General features: G+C 73.0%; 15 protein-coding genes and 1 pseudogene. 14 read left to right on the top strand and 2 right to left on the bottom strand.

From position 1 onward, the window contains the following. Positions 1-117: 117 nt before the first annotated feature. Positions 118-1,629 (top strand): SpoIIE family protein phosphatase, encoded by a 1,512-nt coding sequence (locus ACIHCM_RS10035; RefSeq protein ID WP_399891976.1) that lies wholly within the window; start codon positions 118-120, stop codon positions 1,627-1,629. On the opposite strand, the gene arsM is transcribed toward ACIHCM_RS10035, so the two are convergent. Then, the gene (gene arsM / locus ACIHCM_RS10040) at positions 1,599-2,390 is read right to left on the bottom strand and encodes an arsenite methyltransferase (RefSeq protein WP_399891979.1); all 792 of its coding nucleotides are present in this window, start codon (positions 2,388-2,390) and stop codon (positions 1,599-1,601) included. The genes ACIHCM_RS10035 and arsM overlap by 31 nt on opposite strands. Positions 2,391-2,506: 116 nt before the next feature. Here arsM and ACIHCM_RS10045 point away from each other — a divergent pair. The 12 genes and pseudogenes from ACIHCM_RS10045 to ACIHCM_RS10100 all read left to right on the top strand — a co-directional run bounded on the left by ACIHCM_RS10045 (position 2,507) and on the right by ACIHCM_RS10100 (position 14,679). Beyond that, positions 2,507-2,882 (top strand): annotated as a pseudogene (locus ACIHCM_RS10045) (ArsR/SmtB family transcription factor). Continuing rightward, on the top strand, positions 2,879-3,610 hold the full coding sequence (locus ACIHCM_RS10050) for an aquaporin (RefSeq protein WP_399891982.1): 732 nt from the start codon (positions 2,879-2,881) through the stop codon (positions 3,608-3,610). The pseudogene ACIHCM_RS10045 and the gene ACIHCM_RS10050 overlap by 4 nt, the downstream one beginning before the upstream one ends. Positions 3,611-3,634: 24 nt before the next feature. Further along, positions 3,635-4,051, top strand: a complete 417-nt coding sequence (locus tag ACIHCM_RS10055; RefSeq protein ID WP_399891985.1) for an arsenate reductase ArsC — start codon at positions 3,635-3,637, stop codon at positions 4,049-4,051. Between the two features lie 362 nt (positions 4,052-4,413). Then, complete coding sequence (locus ACIHCM_RS10060; RefSeq protein ID WP_399891988.1) at positions 4,414-4,938, top strand: hypothetical protein; 525 nt, start codon at positions 4,414-4,416, stop codon at positions 4,936-4,938. Between the two features lie 396 nt (positions 4,939-5,334). After that, complete coding sequence (locus tag ACIHCM_RS10065) at positions 5,335-7,464, top strand: hypothetical protein (RefSeq protein WP_399891990.1); 2,130 nt, start codon at positions 5,335-5,337, stop codon at positions 7,462-7,464. Between the two features lie 86 nt (positions 7,465-7,550). Continuing rightward, positions 7,551-9,062: a GT4 family glycosyltransferase PelF gene (pelF, locus tag ACIHCM_RS10070; protein WP_399891993.1), complete on the top strand. Its 1,512-nt coding sequence runs from the start codon at positions 7,551-7,553 to the stop codon at positions 9,060-9,062. Continuing rightward, positions 9,059-10,483, top strand: coding sequence for a hypothetical protein (locus ACIHCM_RS10075; protein WP_399891996.1), 1,425 nt, complete (start codon positions 9,059-9,061; stop codon positions 10,481-10,483). The genes pelF and ACIHCM_RS10075 overlap by 4 nt, the downstream gene beginning before the upstream one ends. Positions 10,484-10,555: 72 nt before the next feature. Continuing rightward, positions 10,556-11,557: a GDP-mannose 4,6-dehydratase gene (locus ACIHCM_RS10080; RefSeq protein WP_399891999.1), complete on the top strand. Its 1,002-nt coding sequence runs from the start codon at positions 10,556-10,558 to the stop codon at positions 11,555-11,557. Between the two features lie 31 nt (positions 11,558-11,588). Continuing rightward, on the top strand, positions 11,589-12,302 hold the full coding sequence (locus tag ACIHCM_RS10085) for an NDP-sugar synthase (RefSeq protein ID WP_399892002.1): 714 nt from the start codon (positions 11,589-11,591) through the stop codon (positions 12,300-12,302). A 6-nt stretch (positions 12,303-12,308) separates the two neighbouring features. After that, positions 12,309-13,235, top strand: a complete 927-nt coding sequence (locus ACIHCM_RS10090; protein WP_399892005.1) for an NAD-dependent epimerase/dehydratase family protein — start codon at positions 12,309-12,311, stop codon at positions 13,233-13,235. After that, complete coding sequence (locus tag ACIHCM_RS10095) at positions 13,232-13,894, top strand: spherulation-specific family 4 protein (protein WP_399892008.1); 663 nt, start codon at positions 13,232-13,234, stop codon at positions 13,892-13,894. Before ACIHCM_RS10090 ends, ACIHCM_RS10095 begins: the two co-directional genes overlap by 4 nt. Further along, positions 13,891-14,679: an endo alpha-1,4 polygalactosaminidase gene (locus ACIHCM_RS10100; protein WP_399892011.1), complete on the top strand. Its 789-nt coding sequence runs from the start codon at positions 13,891-13,893 to the stop codon at positions 14,677-14,679. The genes ACIHCM_RS10095 and ACIHCM_RS10100 overlap by 4 nt, the downstream gene beginning before the upstream one ends. A gap of 52 nt (positions 14,680-14,731) precedes the next feature. On the opposite strand, the gene ACIHCM_RS10105 is transcribed toward ACIHCM_RS10100, so the two are convergent. Continuing rightward, the gene (locus ACIHCM_RS10105; protein ID WP_399892014.1) at positions 14,732-15,223 is read right to left on the bottom strand and encodes a flavin reductase family protein; all 492 of its coding nucleotides are present in this window, start codon (positions 15,221-15,223) and stop codon (positions 14,732-14,734) included. Positions 15,224-15,436: 213 nt separating this feature from the next. On the opposite strand from ACIHCM_RS10105, the gene ACIHCM_RS10110 reads away from it, so the two are divergent. Then, positions 15,437-19,147 (top strand): S8 family serine peptidase, encoded by a 3,711-nt coding sequence (locus tag ACIHCM_RS10110; protein WP_399892017.1) that lies wholly within the window; start codon positions 15,437-15,439, stop codon positions 19,145-19,147. Positions 19,148-19,228 lie beyond the last annotated feature (81 nt).

Raw genomic sequence — 19,228 nt, forward strand, 5'->3', positions numbered from 1 at the left:
CGTGCACGCGCTGGTGCCGGAGGGGCAGGATGGAGGGGCCGGAGTACGGACGCCGGCCGGCTCGCGGTCCTGTCCGGCAGACGGCAGTCCGATCGGCGGCCGGAGGGAGCCTTGGGCATGGGTGCGACCGAACCGTTCCGGGGTGAGCCCGGCGCGGCGGGCGTGGTCGCGTCCGGGCCGGGCGGCCTGCTCGACGTGCTGAACGTGGCCGCCGTCCTGCTCGATTCCGCGGGCAGGATCGATCTCTGGAGCCCGCAGGCCGAGATCCTCTTCGGTTACACGGCCGACGAGGCCGTCGGCCAGTACGCCGGCCGCCTGCTGATCGACGAGGAGCACCTCGACACGGTGCTGGCACTGTTCGACCAGGTCATGCGGGACGGCGAGAGCTGGGCGGGGGTCTTCCCGGTCCGGCACAAGGACGGCAGCACGCGCCTGGTGGAGTTCCGCAACATGCGGCTGCTGGACGACCAGCGCGAGTACTGGGCGCTGGGGCTGGCCGCGGACCAGGCGACACTGCGGCGGGTGGAGCGGAACCTGGCCCTGTCCGACCAGCTGGTGTCCCAGTCCCCGATCGGACTGGGAATGCTGGACACCGAGCTCCGGTACATCTCCGTCAACCCCGCGGAGGAACGGATGAACGGCGTGCCGGCCGCCGAGCACGTCGGCCGCCACGTCAGCGAGGTGCTGCCCTTCCTCGACCAGTCCTTCGAGGCAGCCATGCGTGAGGTCCTCACCACCGGAATCCCGATCCTGGACCAGTACACCGTGGGCCGCACGGCCGCCGACCCGGACAACGATCACGCCTGGTCGGTCTCGTTCTACCGGCTCGAAGCCCCCAACGGGAAGGTGCTGGGAGTAGCCACCTCCAGCGTCGACGTCACCGACCGGCACCGCGCCGTGGAAGAGCAGCGCCGCACCGCCCTCACCCTGCAGCGCAGCCTGCTGCCGCACCCCCCTGCGCGTCGCCCCGGTCTCGACGTCGCCTACCGCTACCGCCCCGCACAGGCCACCATCGAGATCGGCGGCGACTGGTTCGACGTCATTCCCCTGGCGGGCGACAAGACGGCGCTCGTCGTCGGTGACGTCATGGGCAGCGGCGTCGCGGCCGCCGCGGCCATGGGGCAGCTGCGCACCGCCACGCGTACGCTGGCCGAGCTCGATCTGGCGCCCGACCAGGTCCTGCATCATCTCGACCACATCACCGACGGTCTGGAGACCCTCGCGACCTGCGTCTATGCCGTGTTCGATCCCAGCACCGGGCAGTGCTGCGTCTCCCTCGCCGGGCACCTGCCGCCGGTCCTGCTCCGCTCCGGCGGCGCCCGCGATCTCCTCGACCTGCCCACGGGCGCGCCCCTGGGCGGCTGCGGCATTCCCTTCGACGCCACCGCCCTCGACTTCGGGCCGGGGGATCAGCTCGTGCTTTACACCGACGGTCTGGTCGAGCGGCGCGACCTGCCGATCGACTCGTGCCTGGACGCTCTCCTCGCTGTCCTCGACGACCCCGCCCGGCCGCTGGACGCCACCTGCGACCTGCTGCTGCACATCCTGCGCGACGGGGATGACCACGACGACGTGGCCCTGCTCATCGCCCGGGCGTGTCAGGGCCCTGCCGGGGGCACGGGAAGCTGAGCGGCGGCTGACTGCCGGGGCCTGGTGGCCCGCACGAGCGCGGAGTACATGCCGTCCGCGACCGCGTGGGTCGGGGTGATCTCGATGTCGGTGAATCCGGCGGCCTCGAGACCCCGGCGGTACTCGGCGAAGGAGAGCGCGCCGGCCATGCAGCCGACGTGGTCGCCGCGCTCGGCGCGTCGTTCGGGGGTCAGGGTGTCGTCGGCGACGACGTCGCAGAGGCCGATCCGGCCGCCGGGCCTCAGTACGCGGAAGGTCTCGGCGAACACGTCCGGCTTGTCCGTCGACAGGTTGATGACGCAGTTGGAGATGACCACGTCGACGCTGTTCGCGGGCAGGGGGATGGCTTCGATCGTGCCCTTGAGGAACTCGACGTTCGCCGCGCCCGCCTTCCGGGCGTTGGCCAGGGCCAGCTGGAGCATCTCGTCGGTCATGTCGAGGCCGTATGCCTTGCCGGTGGGGCCGACGCGGCGGGCGGAGAGCAGGACGTCGATGCCGCCGCCGGAACCGAGGTCGAGGACGCGTTCGCCCTCGCGAAGTCCGGCGACGGCGGTGGGGTTTCCGCAGCCGAGGGAGGCGGCCACGGCTTCGACGGGCAGGGCGCCGCGCTCGTCGTCGCCGTAGAGGGTGGAGCCGAAGTTCTCGTCGACCTCGGTCGGCTCGGGGCCGCAGCAGGCGGTGCCGCCCTCGGCGACCTTCAGGGCCGCTTCCGCGTACCGCCTGCGGACGGTCTCACGCAGGTCGGTGTTCTCTCCGTTCATGACGCACTCCTCGAAGGCGGGACCGGTGGCCGGGCTCGGAACGGTGCCCGGAACTGTGTATCGACGTTCGTTGATACAACCTTGCGCCTTGAATCGAGGGGTGTCAATATAGAGGTATGTCGAAGCAAGAGCTTGAGGTGATCGGCCAGGACGCCGGTTGCTGTGAAGGCCTGGCCGCCGCGCCCTTGGGATGAGGCGCGGGCCGCGGAGCTGGCACGCCTCTTCAAGGCCCTGGGCGACCCGGTGCGGCTGCGGCTGCTGTCGATGATCGCCTCGCCCGGGGAGGGCGGCGAAGTGTGCGTGTGCGAGCTGACACCGGCCTTCGAGCTGTCCCAGCCGACGATCTCCCACCATCTCAAGCTGCTGCGGCAAGCCGGCCTCATCGACTGCGAGCGCCGTGGCACCTGGGTCTACTACCGGGTGCTGCCCGGGGTCCTGGAGCAGCTCGCCGCGTTCCTGTCGGCGCGGCGGACCGCCGAGACCACCGCGTGAGCGCGCCACTGATGCGGCGGGTCGCCGCCGAAGCTCTGGGGACCGGTCTGCTGGTGGCGGTCGTCGTCGGCTCGGGCATCCAGGCGGCCGAGCTGTCGCGGGACCCCGGCGTGCAGTTGCTCGCCAACTCCTTCGCCACCGTCCTCGGTCTGGCCGTGCTGATCACGCTGTTCGGGCCGGTCTCCGGCGCGCACTTCAACCCCGCCGTCACTCTCGCCGTCTGGGTCATCGGCCGCCGGGACGGCACGGGCCCGGCCCTGCGGGAGGTCGCGGCGTACGTGCCGGCGCAGGTGGCCGGGGCGATCGGCGGCGCGGTCCCGGCGGACGCCGTGTTCGCCCGGCCGCTGGTGAAGTTCTCCACCCACGACCGTTTCGCCGGGCACCTGTGGCTGGGTGAGGCCGTCGCCACGGCAGGGCTGATCCTGCTCGTCCTCGGCCTGGACCGCATCGGCCGCGCCGCCCTCGGCCCGGCCGCCGTGGCCTCGTACATCGGGGCGGCCTACTGGTTCACCTCCTCCACCTCCTTCGCCAACCCGGCGGTGACCATCGGCCGCGCGTTCACCGACACCTTCGCCGGGATGGCCCCCGGCTCCGTGGCGCCGTTCGTCGCGGCGCAACTGCTCGGCGCCGCTCTGGGGCTGGGCGCCGTGGCGCTCGTCCACGGGCGTCCCGCTCGCGCGGCTGACGTCGCCGTCCCGCAGGGCGAGCCCCGGCTCGCCTCCTCCTGACCGCCTACCGCAAGGACACCTGCCATGAGTACCTCACGTCCCTCCGTGCTGTTCGTCTGCGTCCACAACGCCGGCCGCTCCCAGATGGCCGCCGCTTTCCTCGCCCGTCTCGCGGCCGGCCGGGTGGAGGTCCGCGCGGCGGGTTCGGCTCCGGCCGACGCCGTGAATCCCGCCGTCGCGGCGGCGATGGGGGAGCGCGGCATCGACATCTCCGCCGAGATCCCGAAGATCCTCACCACCGAAGCCGTGCGGGCGTCCGACGTGGTGATCACCATGGGGTGCGGTGACACCTGTCCCGTGTTCCCGGGCAAGCGGTATCTGGACTGGCAGCTGGACGACCCCGCGGGCCAGGGTGTCGATGCCGTCCGCCCGATCCGCGACGAGATCGAGCAACGCGTTCGCGGACTGCTCGCCGAGCTGGGTGTCCCGGCCGCGACATGACTGCGGCGGGAAGCACCTGCCGGGGTGCGCGGGTCGGCAGCCCCGCCGCTCCGGAGCCGGCCGAAAACCGCCTCATGACCGAGATCGAGCGGTGAGGTCCCGGTCCGGCAGGTCCCAGGGAACCACCCACCCGATCGGTACGCGCCAATAGCGCCGCCGCAGTGCCCGGGGGCCGCCACCCGCGCCATGATTCTTCCGCCGGTGCGCCGCACCGGCGGCAGCGTGCACGTATACGATCCACGGCACCCCGTCACACTTCCGCCGCACGACCTGCACACCAAGCACACTTTCGGTCGTCGCCGGATCACGGCTCCCGATCGGGGGCAGACGCCGCATCGCCCCCGTGCCTAGCCTCCCTGGCCATGCGATCACCTTTGATGAGACGCCTTGGTCTCACCACCGTCCTCGCCCTGGTCCTCGCCGTGTTCGGTCTGGCCCCCGCCGCGAGCGCCGCGCCGGCCCCCGCCGAACTGACGTTCACCACGGACGCCGCCACGACCACGCCCGGCGGCACCGTGAACGTGTCGATGACGCTTACGAACAACAAGACCTACGACATCTGGTTCGTCTACCAGACGATCGACCCGACCTGGCTGACCACCCAGCGCCCCGACCTGAAGTACTCCTTCACCGGCTGCACCCTCACCGCGCCCAGCGGCACCAGCTCCTGCTCCGGCACCGGCCCCGCCGACCTCGGCGCCAACTACGGCGCGACCATCCCGCCCGGCCAGAGCCGGACCGTGACGCTGACGCTGCAGGTCGCCCCGGACTCCGGCTGCAACGGGAACATCGGCTTCTACTCGTACTTCTACGCCGAGTTCAGCGACACCACGAACATCAGCGGCGGCCCGGTCTACACGCCCGAGACGCGCGTGCTCTGCGCCTGACGCCCGTGCCGGGCGGGACGCGATGACCAGAAACAGGTCCATGGTCGTCCTGCGGACAGCTCGCTGTCGATGACAGCCCCACCGGCGGCCCCCCAGGGTCCGCCGGTGGTTCGTATTCCCCCTCCCACCTGCGAAGTCCGCCCCGAAGCGGTGGCCGGCCGCAGTCGGTGGCGGGTGGCCGTATCCTCGTCCCCCGCCGACCGGGAGCCCCAGGCGCACCTGCGTTTTTCCGTCAGGTTTCGCAGCGGGACCACAAAAGCTTCACAGGTGCCCCACCATTTGACGCGACGGATGCGTGCACGACCGGTCTCTGAGGGGGAAGCCGGCGGCACGCAAGGGGGTGCGTCCGCTCCGCGGAGCTGTACTCACCCCTGCCCTGGGAGGGGACAGCACCGCATGAAGCGGACCTTACGCACCACCCTGCTCACGACGGGCGCGCTGATAGCCGCCGTCTGTGTGCCCGCCACGGCCGCGCCCGCCGCCGCGGACGCGCGCGTCGATCTGCGGGTGCTCGTCGTGAGCGACGGCGGCCCGGCCACCGACGCCATCGCGGCGGAACTGGACGCCGCCGGAACGCCGTACACGGAGATCGACCTCACGCGCGCCGACCGGCCCGTGATCGACAGCGGCTTCCTCGCGGACACCGTGGACGGCCGGGACCGCGCCAAGTTCCAGGCCGTCGTGCTGCCCAACGACAATCCGTTCCCCGCGAACTCCCCGGAGATGGCCGCGCTCGCCGCCTACGAGCGGACCTACGACATCCCGCAGGTCGACGCGTACACCTACGCCCGCCCCGAGGCGGGGCTGCAGTACCCGGTGTACGGCGGCTACTCCGGCACCGTGGACGGGGTGCGTGCCCAGGTCACCGACGCCGGCCGGTCAGGCCCGTTCGGCTACCTCGAAGGGGTGGTGCCCTTCGAGGACAACTCGCCGGCCGTCGGCGAGAGTTACGCGTACCTGTCGACCCCGGCGGCGGGTGCCGACTTCACCCCGTACGTGGAGGCGGCCATCCCCGGAACGGCCAAGCGGGGCTCGCTGGTGGGTGAGTACCGGCACGACGGGCGGCGCGAACTCGTCGTGACCTTCGTCTACAACCGGTACCAGCAGCAGTTCCGGCTGCTGGCCCGGGGCATCGTCGCGTGGATGACCGGCGGCGTCCACCTGGGCGCGTCCCGCAACTACTTCGCCGTGCACGTCGACGACGTCTTCGCGGCGGACGACCGCTGGAACCCCACGCTCAACTGCACGCCCGGCGACGTGGACTGCACGGACCCGAACGCCACGCCCGACCCGATCCGCATGACCGCGGCCGACGTCGACCACGCCGTGGCCTGGCAGCGCGAGCGCGGCTTCACCCTCGACCTCGCCTACAACGGAGCCGGCAGCGTCGACCACCGCGAGGACAACAACGGCGCCGACCCGCTGGCCGACCGGTTCGTCGCCGAACGCGACGAGTTCCGCTGGGTCAACCACACCTATACCCACGCCTTCCTCGGCTGCCGGCAGGACACCACGGTCGTGCCGTGGCGGTGCGCGACCCACGCGAACGGATCGGTCGACTGGGTCAGCCGCGAGGACATCTCCGACGAGATCGCCGACAACCGTGTGTGGGGCGAGGTCGCGGGACTGCCGGTGGACGACGACGAGCTGGTCACCGGGGAGCACTCCGGGCTGCGGGTGCTGCCGCAGCAGACGTCGGACAACCCCCATCTGGCGCTCGCCCTGGCCGACAACGGCGTCGAGTGGCTGGCCTCGGACAACTCCCGCGAGCCCGGCCAGCGGACCGTCGGGCCCGCCACCACCGTTCCCCGCCACCCGATGAACGTCTTCTACAACGCCGGGCGGGCGGCCGAACAGGTCGACGAGTACAACTGGATCTACACCAGCCGCGCGCAGGGCGGCAGCGGCATCTGCGAGGACAACCCGCACACCACCACCTGTATGCCCGCCCCGCTGGACCTCGCCACCGGCTACCAGGACCACATCGTTCCGCTGGAGCGGCAGATCGCCCTCGGCCACGTCCTCGCCAACGACCCCAGGCCGCACTTCATCCACCAGTCGAACCTGGCGGAGGACCGCATCGCCTACCCCGTCCTCGACGGCGTGCTCGCCGGCTACGCCACGCTCTTCGCGGAGAACACCCCGGTGGTCAACCTGCGGATGCGTGACATCGGCACCGAGCTCCAGCGCCGCGCCGCGTGGCGCAGCGCCGTGGAGTCCGGCCAGGTCACCGCCTACCGCACCGGCACCACCATCACCGTCGAGGGTCCCGGCGGCGTCGCGATTCCCGCGACGATGCCCGAGGGCACCACGCGGGGCGGCTCCGCCTTCGCAGAGGCGTACGCGGGCGACAGGTCCGGATGGACCACCTTGGCGGACGCACCACTCACCCTCACCCTCCCGGCGTCCGCCACCACTTCCACGGCCCCCGACGCGTCAGGGCCCGGCCCGGCCGGCGAACCGGCACCGGACACCCGCGTGCCCGAGGGCGTCGCCGAACCCCTTTCCCCCGGCGCGGGGCGCTGACCGGGCCCACCGGCAGCGAGGTCCCGGCCGCCCGTCGGCGGCCGGGGCCGGCACGACCACCCACACCTCGGCCGTGGAGCACACCGATGCGCGTTCACCCCAGCGGGCGGCACTCCGGCGCGACCCGTGTCACCCTCCTCACCGAAGGTACCTACCCGCACAGTCACGGCGGCGTGAGCGTCTGGTGCGACCAGCTCGTCACCGGCATGCCGGACATCGGCTTCGACGTCATCGCCGTCACCGGCACCGGCCGCGAGCAGGTCGTGTGGGACCTGCCGGACCATGTGCGCGGCGTCCTGTCCTTGCCCATGTGGGGTGACGCCCCGGCGGGCCGCCCGCCCCGGGGCAGGGCCCACCGGCGAGTCGCCGGCGCCTACGAGCGGTTCCTGACCGCGCTGCTCGACCCGCGCGCCGAGCAAGGTTTCGCGCCGTCCCTGTACGAACTGGCGCGGGCGGCGGCGGACGGAGTGCTCAGCCCCTTCCTGCGGGGCGACGCCGCCATCGCGGTCCTGACCTCCGTATGGCGGCGGCCCGGACTGGCCGTGCGCGAGGCGGGGCCGACGCTGCACGACGCGCTCACCGCCACCGGCCTGCTCGAGCACGCCCTGCGCCCGCTGGCCGCGCCGCCGCCCGAGGACGGCGTCGCGCACGCCGTCAGCGGAGGGGTCGCCGTACTGCCCGGCCTCGCGGCCCTCGAACGGCACGGTGTGCCGCTGCTGTTGACCGAGCACGGTGTGTACCTGCGCGAGCGCTACCTCGGCTACCGCACCGCTCCCTACCGCTGGCCGGTCAAGGCCGTGATCCTCGGATTCTTCCGGCTGCTGGCCGAGGAGAGCTACCGCCGGGCGGCGCTGATCACCCCCGGCAACCGCTACAACCGGCTGTGGGAGGAACAGGGCGGCGCCGACCCCGCGTCGATCCGCACCGTCTACAACGGCGTCGACCCCGCCGCGTTCCCCCCGGCCGGCCCCGAGCCGCAGACGCCCACCCTGAGCTGGGCCGGCCGGGTCGACCCGATCAAGGACCTGGAGACCCTGATCCGTTCCTTCGCCCTCGTCCGCGACCGGCTGCCCGGCGCCCGGCTGCGGATGTTCGGCGGTACGCCCCGGGGCGGGGAGGCCTACCGGGAGCGCTGCGAGGCCCTGGCCGCCGAGCTGGGACACGCCGACGCCGTGACGTTCGAGGGACGCGTCGACGACATCAAGGACGCCTACGCGGCCGGCAACGTCGTGATGCTGTCCAGCATCAGTGAGGGCTTCCCCTTCACCCTGATCGAGGCCATGTCGTGCGGGCGCGCGACCGTCTCCACCGATGTCGGCGGTGTGCGGGAGGCCGTCGGCGGCACCGGCCTCGTGGTGCCGCCGCGCGACCCGGAGGCGATGGCCGCCGCCGCGCTGGAACTGCTGGGCGATCCCGCCCGGCGCCGGGCCATGGGCGAGGCGGCACGGCTGCGGGTGATCGAGCAGTTCACGCTGCGGCAGACCATCGACACCTTCCGCGCGATCTACCACGAACTCGCCACGGTCACCCAGGAGCCGCCCGCCCGGATCGTGCTGCCCGCCCCGGCGGTCACCGGCACGGGGAGCCTCGCCGTATGAGCGGGCCGATATCCCTCCAACCGGGCGGCGCCGAACAGGACACGCTGGCGCTGCGGCTGGCACAGCCCCGGCGCCGCCGTCCCCGCTGGGCACGGGACGACACGGAGGACGACGCGACGCTCGCCGTCCGGGTGCCGCGGCAGGGCCCCGACGAGGACGCGGTCAGCGCGCTCGCCGCCGAACTCGCCGACCGCATCGGCCCGGCCGTCCACCCCTACGAGGTGGCCGCGCTGCTGGAGGCGGACGGCCTGTCCGCATCCGTCGTCAACGAGCGCTACGGCCACCCGAACCTGTTCTCGCTGGCGTCCGCGCTGTACGCGCGGGTACCCCGGACGTTCCCCGAACCGCCGGCGGCGCCCGACCCGTGGCGGCCCGACACGGTGCGCTGCCTGCTGCGCGGCGTGCTGTTCGCGCTGCCTGCCCTGGCCTACCTGCTCACCGCCCCGCTGTGGCCGGTCGACCGGTACGCCCCCGTCCTGATCGTGGCGGGCATCGCCTCCTGGGCGTGGGGACAGGCACTCGGTCACCGCGCGCACCTCAGGCTGGTGACGGGCCGTCGGGAAGCGTCCGGCACCCTGCTGGCGGGCGCCGCGCTGGGGGCGGTCGTGGCCACGGGCCTCGCCGCGCTGCCCGCCGGAGGCGACGGTGCCGTCCTCGCGGTGGCTGGCGCGCAGTCGCTGTACCTCGCGGCAGCCGGCGTACTGCTGGTGCTCGGCCGGGAACGGCTGCTGCTGGCCGCGCTGAGCCCGCTGATCGCGGGGGCCGCGCTGCTGCCGTGGTGGGAACCGGGCCCCGTACCGCGGCTGGGGCTGCCCCTGCTGGCGCTGCTGGCCACCCTCGCGGCCACCGCCCGCGTCCTGCGGGCCGGCCTCGCCACCCCGGCAGCCGCCGCCGGTCCACGCCCGCGCCTCGTCACCTCGCTGCCGTACGGCCTGTTCGGGCTGGCCGCGGCGGTGCTGGTCATGCTGGAGGGCCGGCAGCACCCGTACGCGGTGATCGCCCTGACGCTGAGCATGGGGCCGGCCGAGTGGCTGCTCTACCGCTACCGGGGATGGTCCGTCGCGGCGCTGCGGGTCAGCCGGACACCCCGGGCCTTCGTCCTCCGCTCCGCGGGCGTCCTCGGTCTCTGCCTGACCGGCTACCTGCTGCTGTTGCTGCCCCCCGCCCTGCTCACCGGGGCCGGCCCGGCCGCGCTCCTGCTGCTCGCGGCGACCCTGTGGACCGCCCTGCTCCTGCAGGCGTTCGGGGTGGCCTGGCCGCCGGCCGTGCTCTGCCTGGCGGCCGCCGGCACCGCCGGAGCGGTCACCTGGCTGGAGCGGCCGCCGGGTCCGGCCGTGCTGCCGGCCGTCTGCGGCGTGGCCGCGCTCTGTCTGGCGGCCTGCGCGATCAGGCTGCTCGGCAGGCCGTCCCCGCACGCCTGACCTCGCCCGTCCCCGCCCGCCGCGACCGCCGGCGGCACCCCGGCCGTCCCACCGACGAAAGGAATCAGAGAGTTGACCTCCGCACCGCTCGCCGCCGTCACCGGAGCCGAAGGGTTCATCGGCTCGCACCTCACCGAGGCGCTCGTCGCCCGCGGACACCGCGTCCGGGCCATGGCCCAGTACAACTCGTTCTCCTCCTACGGCTGGCTGGAGACCCTGCCCGCCGACGTCCTCGACCATGTGGAGATCGTCCTCGGCGACGTACGAGATCCGGGCTCGGTACGCGGACTGCTCGACGGCGCCGACTGCGCGTACCACCTCGCCGCGCTCATCGCGATCCCGTACTCCTACCAGGCCCCGCACAGCTACGTGGACACCAATGTCACCGGCACCCTCAACGTGCTGGAGGCGGTACGCGCGCTGGGGACACCGCGCCTGGTGCACACCTCGACCAGTGAGACGTACGGCACCGCGCAGACCGTGCCGATCACCGAGGACCACCCCATCAACACCCAGTCGCCGTACGCCGCTTCGAAGGCGGGCGGCGACCGGCTGGCCGACAGCTACCACGCCAGCTTCGGCACCCCCGTGGTGACGCTGCGGCCCTTCAACACCTTCGGCCCGCGCCAGTCGATGCGCGCGGTGATCCCCACCGTCGTCGGCCAGGTGGCGGCCGGGCAGCGCACCATCACCCTCGGCGACCTGCGTCCCACCCGTGACTTCACGTTCGTGCAGGACACCGCGCAGGCCTTCCTCGCGGTGGGCACCGCCCCGGCCGAGAAGGTCGTCGGCCGCACCTTCAACGCCGGGACCGGCGGCGAGATCTCCGTCGGCGACCTCGTCGCGCTGATCGGCAAGGTGATGGACGCCCCCCTCGACGTCCGCGAGGACCCCGAACGCCTGCGGCCCGCGGGCTCCGAGGTGATGCGGCTCGTCGCCGACGCGAGCCGGCTGACGTCGGCGACCGGCTGGCGGCCCGGCCACACCTTGGAGGAAGGGCTCGCGCGGACCGCCCGCTGGTTCGCCGATCCGGCCAACCTGGCCCGCTACAAGACCGGCATCTACAACATCTGACCCGACCGGACGTACCCGCAGGAGGTATGCCATGCACGCAGTCATCCTGGCCGGAGGAAAGGGCGTCCGGCTGCGGCCGTACACCACCGCGCTGCCCAAGCCACTCGTCCCCATCGGCGATCAGCACGCGATCCTGGAGATCGTGCTGCGCCAGCTGTCCACGGCCGGCTTCACCCACTGCACCATCGCCATAGGCCACCTCGGCGAGATCATCCGCGCCTACGTCGGCGACGGCACGCAGTGGGGCATGAGCGTCGACTACGCCACCGAGGAGAGCCCTCTGGGCACCATGGGCCCGCTCCTGAACCTGCGCGAGCGCCTGCCGGAGAACTTCCTGGTCATGAACGGCGACGTGCTCACCGACCTCGACTACGCCGACGTGCTGCGGCGGCACGAGGCATCGGGCGCCCCGCTGACCATCGCCACGTACGCCCGCAAGGTGCACATCGACTTCGGGGTGCTGACCACCGACGCGAGCCGCGTCGTCGCCTTCACCGAGAAGCCCAGTATCGACTACCGGGTCTCCATGGGCGTCTACGGTGTCTCCCGGGCCACCCTCGACGGCTACACGCCGGGACTGCCGCTGGGCTTCGACGAACTGGTGCTGGACCTGCTCGCCGCCCAACGCCCGCCATACGCCTATGAGTTCGACGGTTACTGGCTGGACATCGGGCGCCCCGACGACTACGACCGGGCCAACGCGGAGTTCACCAGCCGCAAGTCGCTGCTGCTCAAGGGAGCCTGAGCGCCGATGCGCATCCTCGTCCTCGGCGCCACCGGATACCTGGGCGGCCATGTCGCCGGCCGGCTGCGTGCCCTGCCGGGCACGCGGCTGCTCGTCGGCGGCCGCTCACCCGGCGCCGACGTCACCGTGGACCTCGCCGCCGACCGCCCGCAGGCCCTGACCAGGGCACTGGCGTCGGTGGCGCCCGACGCCGTCGTCAACTGCGCGGGCGCGACCGGCGCGGACGCCGTCACCCTCGCGGAGGTGAACGCGCGCGGCCCGGCCCTGCTGTGCGCGGCCCTGCGGGAGGCGGCGCCCGCGGCCCGCCTGGTCCACCTCGGCTCGGCCGCCGAGTACGGCCCCGGCATCCCCGGCGTGCGGGTGACGGAGTCGGACCCGGTCGGCCCGGCAGGGCCGTACGGCGCGACCAAGCTGGCGGGCACGGTGGCGGTGACCGCGTCCGGCCTGGACGCGGTGGTGCTGAGGGTGGGGAACCCGGTGGGCCCGGGGGCACCGCCCACCGGGCTGCCCGGCCGGGTGGCGGCACTGCTGGCCGGCGCCGGGAGCGATCCGGACGCGACGGTGCGGCTCGGCGACCTGTCGGCGCACCGCGACTTCGTGGACGTACGCGACGTGGCACGGGCCGCCCAGCTGGCCGCCACCGCCGTGGGACCACTCCCACCGCTGCTCAACATCGGGGGCGGGGAGGCGATCCCGGTGCGCGAACTGGTGCGGAGGCTGGCGGTGGTGGCGGGCTTCCGGGGCCGTGTCGTCGAGGCCGGTGGCGGCGGGTCCGCGCGGTCCGCCCAGGTGTCGTGGCAGTGCTCCGACATCACCGCCGCCCACGCCGCACTCGGCTGGCGGCCGTCCCACGGTCTCGACGCCTCACTGAAGGCACTGTGGGCGGCGGCGGGCGCGCGGTCCGCCGGCCCCGAAGGGGTACCGGTGACGTGAGCCTGCTGATTCCGCTCTACGTCCATCCGGCCGAGGACCCGGCCGCATGGCACCACCTGATCACCCGGGCCGCCCGCACCTGGGCCGTCGTGCTCAACCCCGCGAACGGCCCGGGCGACGTGCCGGATCCGGCGTTCCTCGCCGCCGCCGAGGCACTGCGCGCGGCGGGGGCCCGGCTGCTCGGCTACGTCGACACGGACTACGGCGCGCGGGACCGGGCGCAGGTCGTCGCCGACATGCGCCGGCACCAGGATTGGTACGCCGCGGACGGCTGCTTCCTCGACCAGACGACCGCGGGGCCGGAGGGGTTGCCTGCCTGCCGCCGTCTGGTCCGCGCGCTGCGCAAGCTCGGCGTGACGACGGTGGTCCTCAACCCGGGCGTCCATCCCGCGCCCGGCTACGTGGCTCTCGCCGACCTGACCGTCACCTTCGAGGGCCACTGGTCCACGTACGTGTCGGCGTTCAGCCGCCCGTCGTGGACCGAACGGCAGCCGCCCGAACGGTTCTGCCACCTCGTCTACGGCGTGCCCGCACCCCTCGTTCCGCTCGCCGTCCGCACCGCGCTGCAGCGGGGCGCGGCGGTGTGCGGGCCGGTGACGGGGGAGCCGCCCAACCCCTGGTCGGGGCTGACCCCCGCACTGGCCGAGGCGGACCGATGAGGCGGCTCGTATCGGCGTTCCTGAGCGCCGCGTTGCTCCTTGCCACGCTCGCCGCGTGCTCCGGGGAAGCCGACCGGACGTCCGGAGCGCTGTGGCGACCCCGTCCCGGACTGGCCTGGCAGTGGCAGCTCGACGGCAAGGCCGACCCGTCCGTCGACGTGCCCGTCTACGACATCGACGGCTTCGAGAACAGCGCCGCCGACGTGGCCCGTCTGCACCGGGACGGCCGCAAGGTGATCTGTTACATCAACGTCGGCGCCTGGGAGGACTTCCGCCCCGACGAGAGGGCTTTCCCGCGCTCCGTCCTGGGCAGGCCCAACGGCTGGCGCGGTGAACGCTGGCTGGACATCCGCCAGGTCGAGGTCCTGCGGCCTCTCATGGAACGCCGGTTCGACATGTGCCGCGACAAGGGCTTCGACGCGGTGGAACCGGACCTGGTGGAGGGCTACGCGAACGACACCGGCTTCCCCCTGACGGCGAACGACCAGCTCCGCTACAACCGCATGATCGCCCGTATCGCCCACGAGCGCGGTCTGTCCGTGGGACTCAAGAACGACCTGGCCCAGATCCCGCAACTGCTGGACGACTTCGACTTCGCGGTCAACGAGGAGTGCGCCCAGTACGGCGAATGCGCGCGCCTCGCACCCTTCATCGCGGCGGGCAAGGCGGTCTTCCATGTGGAGTACGCGGAGCCCACGGACCGATTCTGCCCGGCGGCACGGGAGATGCGGCTGTCGTCGATGCTGAAGAAGCCGGAGCTGGGGACCTGGCGCAAACCCTGCTGACGGTCCGCCGGACCGGCGCCGCCGGGATGCCGGGAAGAGGGGCGGCGCCGGGTCAGTCCACGGGATGACCGGGTTCGATGCGGTAGGCGTCGCTGAGCCGGAGCAGCGGCCCGCCGGATCGCTTCCGCGCCCCCCACTCGACGGGGTCGAGGACGAACCCGACGTGGTCGCCGCCACTGACCCGTTCCACGACCTGGCCGACGAACCATGCCTCGGTGTCCTCGAGGACGACGGCGCCGCCGTGGCCCTGCCGCCAGCGGACGTCCTGGAACTTGTCGTCCCCGTCGTCGCCGGTCCGCCCCCCGAAGATCTCGGCCAGCCCCAACTGGTCCCTGGCGAGCAGATGGACGGCCAGGAACTCCGCGGAGCGCGCCACCCGGAAGGTGCGGTTGGTCTCGGACAGCCACACCACGAACCGCACCGGGCGCAGCGAGCACTGCGAGGCGAACCCGACGAGGCACCCGGCGCGCTCCCCGCCCGCGACGGCGGTCACCACGCACATGTCGGGATCGAGCCGGTCGGTGAACGCGTCCATGTCCGGCATGCTCACACCCTTTCTGTCTCTCGGGCCCGGTTGCTTCCCGGCCGTCGGCGGACCCTTCGCGGTCCAGGTACCCCGAACCCGACCGGCGGCGAACCTCGTCACAACTGCGCCATGGCACAACCGCGACGCGACCAGGCCCTTGAGCGGGGTGGGGACCGGCCGGACGATCAAGGTTCTTTCCCTTGCACAGGAGCCCGAGGAGCCCCCTTGCGCATGGTCCCCCTCCCCAGACCCGGGCTGATCGCGCTCGGCGCGGTCACGGCCCTGGTACTCGGGGTCATACCGGCCGCCACCGCGGTACCCGCGCACCCGGCCGATGCGGTGCCGCTCTCCGGCACCGCACAACGGTCACCCGGCAACGGCAGCACGCACACCGTCACTCTGATCACGGGCGACAAGGTGACGATCGGTACGGCCGATGACGGCACCGTGATCCGGTCCTTCGAAGGCGCCAACGGCACCACCACCGGCTTCCACCGCGCCGTCCTCGACGGCGCGACGTACGTGTATCCCGACGCCGTCCTGCCCTACGTCAGCGCCGGAACGCTCGACAAGCGGCTGTTCAACGTGACACAGCTGATCGCCGACGGCTACGACGACGCCCACGCCGACCGGCTGCCGCTCATCGTGAGTTACACCGACTCCGCGGCCAGGTCACGGACGCGGCCGAAGATGGCGGGGGCGACGGTCGTCCGCCCGCTGAACAGCATGCGGGGCGCCTCCCTCGCGCAGCCCCGCGAGAAGGCCACGGCGTTCTGGTCCGCACTCACGGGCGGCAAGGCCACGGCAGCGGCCCGCGGCGCGAAGCCGGCCTTCACGAACGGCATCGCCAAGGTGTGGCTGGACGGCAAGGTGAGCGCCGACCTGTCCGACTCGACCGCGCAGATCGGCGCCCAGCAGGTCTGGGCGAAGGGCAACACCGGCAAGGGCGTGAAGGTCGCCGTCCTCGACACCGGGGTGGACCCCGAACACCCCGACCTGGCCGAACAGATCGACGCCGGGGCCAACTTCGTCCCCTACGAGGCCGACGTCATCGACTACCACGGTCACGGCACGCACGTCGCCTCGACGATCGCCGGCACGGGAAGCGCCTCCGAGGGCAAGGAGCGGGGCGTCGCACCCGGTGCCCGGCTGGGCATCGGCAAGGTGCTCGACAACGAGGGCCGGGGCCAGGAGTCCTGGATCATCGCGGGCATGGAATGGGCCGCCCGGGACCAGCAGGCCAAGATCATCAACATGAGCCTGGGCGGCGCCGGAGACCACACCGACCCGATGAGCGAGGCCGTCGACCGGCTCAGCCGCGAGACGGGCGCGCTGTTCGTCGTCGCGGCGGGCAACGGCGGCCCGAAGTCCATCACCAGTCCCGGTGCCGCGGACTCCGCGCTGACCGTGGGCGCCGTGGACTCCGAGGACCGGCTCGCCGAGTTCTCCAGCCAGGGACCGCGTGACGGAGACGCCGGCCTGAAGCCCGAGATCACCGCACCCGGCGTCGACATCCTCGCGGCGCGCACCCACTACCGGCGTGGCTCGGGCTACTACACCACGATGAGCGGTACGTCGATGGCGACACCGCACGTCGCCGGTGCTGCCGCGCTGCTGGCCGCCACCCACCCGGACTGGACCGGCGCGCGGCTGAAGGAGGCACTGGTCAGCAGCGCCAAGGCCACCCCGTCGTACACCCCGCACCAGGCCGGTGCCGGGCGGCTCGACGCCGAGGCGGCGGTGCGTGCCTCGGTCTTCGCGACCGTCAGCGTCCACTCCGGCTTCCACCTCTGGCCGCCGAAGCCGGGGGAGACCGACGTCCGCAAGGTCACGTACACCAACGTCGGCGACACCCCCGTCGGCCTCGACCTGGCGATCGACGCCGCCACCGCCCCGGCCGGGCTGTTCGGCCTCTCCGACGCCCGGGTCACCGTTCCCGCCCACGGCACCACCTCGGTCTCCCTCACCGCGGACCTGGCCCGGCTGCCCGCCGACAAGCCGGTCAGCGGCATGATCAGAGCGACGGACGACTCCGGAGAGGTACGGGCCCGCACCCTGATCGGCGGCGCCAGGGAAGGAGCGCGGCGGGACCTGACCGTCGTCGCCAGGGACCGGTCGGGCGCGCCCCTGACCGGCAGGGTCTACCTCCTGTCCGAGGGCCGCTTCCAGGTCATGGACCTCGACGCGTCCGGAACCGGTACGGCCCGGCTCCCCGAGGGCGACTACAGCGGATGGACCGTCGCCGATGTACAGGGGGCAGGCGGCCCCCACTCGCGGGGCATGGCGCTGCTCGGCTTCAACGACGTGCGGCTCGACCAGGACCGTACCGTCACCCTGGACGGCCGCAAGGCACGTCGGATCCTCGCGCGCGCACCGAGGCAGACCACGGCCGTGGCGCCACGGCTGGACGTCCAGCGGTCCTTCAGCGACAGCCTGTTCGCGTCCTCCATGCTGCCCGACCCGTCCTACGACAGCATCTGGGCTCTGCCCACCGGCAGGAAGGTCACCGACGGCGCGTTCGCGTTCGGTGCCCGCTTCCGCCTCGCGCAGCCGGCCCTGACCGTGGCGACGGGTACGCGGACCTACGACGACCTCCTGGTCAAGCGCGCGGCCCAGCCGCTCCCGGCCGGCACCAGGACCCTGACCGCGGTCCTCGCCGACGACGGCACGGCCGGGTCACCGGCCCGCCACGACGTGCGCGGCAAGGCCGTGGTGGTGCGCCGCAGCGACACCGCCGCGATCCGTGAGCAGGCCGAGGCGGCCGCGGCCGCGGGCGCGCGCCTGCTCCTGGTCGTCAACGACGGCATCGGCCGGCTCGAGCCCTGGGACGAACACGCGTACAGCCCGCTGAGCCCGGCGCCGTTGACGGTGGCGACGCTCGACGCCGACCAGGGCGGCGACCTGATCCAGCGGCTGCGGCGCGGCGGCGTCACGCTGAAGGTGACCTCGCATCCCACCACCGCGTACGTCTTCGACGTGGTGCGCCACTGGTCCGGCGCGGTCCCGGCGGACCCGACCTGGCGGGTGGAGCCGGGCGAACTGGGCCGGGTGGACGTCTCGTTCCGCAACCACCGGCCCGGCAAGGCGAACGAGTACCGCTACGACCTCTGGGAGGGCTGGACCGCCGGCAACCGGCTCATCGCTCCCGCCCAGGGCGAGCGGACCGACTGGGTCACCTCGGGCGCCTCCTGGGTGGAGGCGGCCGGCATCACGGGGGAGACCGGACAGCAGTCGATCGACATCCTGCGCTACGCGCCCAGGAAGACCGCGGAGGTCGGCTGGTTCGGTCCGGTCCAGCGGCCCCGGATGGCCCGCGGCTTCCAGCCGGTGCGCTATCTCGACACGATGTACATCCCCGCGCCGGGCTGGGGCGACTCGGGCGCCGGCCATGTCGGAGACGCCTACGCCAACTACGACGCCGACAACCGGGTGTCGCTCCACCAGGGTGGCCGCGAGCTCGACTGGGGCAACGCCGAGCGGCTGACGACCGGCGAACTCGCGCCGGAGCGCCTGCCGTACCGGCTGGTGGTCGACAACAAGCGCGGTGCCTGGGAACACCCGTACTCGACCCGCACGCTGACCGAGTGGAACTTCACCTCCGGGGTCACGGGCACCGAGGCGGCCGAACCCCTGCCGCTGATCCAGCTCGACTACGACGTGGACACCGACCAGGCGGGCCGTGCGGACCGGCGCACCGGCATGTCGGTCTCGGCTTCGCACATGCCAGGGACGACGGCCGGCGTCGGCAGGCTCGCCGTCGAGGTCTCCTACGACGACGGGGCGACCTGGCACCGGGCCGAACCGGACCGGCACGGCGACGGATGGCGCACGCGTCTGCATGCCCCGAGGGCAGCGGACTTCGTCAGCCTCCGGGTCGGCGCCCGGGACAGCGCGGGCAACACCGTCTCACAGACGATCATCCGGGCCTTCGGGCTGCGCTGACGTCTCCCTGCAGTACGCACACGGGCGGGACCGCGGCCGGCGGTCCCGCCCGTCGGCGTGGCGCGGCCGAGCCGGCGTTCT

Origin of the sequence: Streptomyces sp. NPDC052023, assembly GCF_044548465.1 — a bacterium.
Classification (GTDB): Bacteria; Actinomycetota; Actinomycetes; order Streptomycetales; family Streptomycetaceae; genus Streptomyces.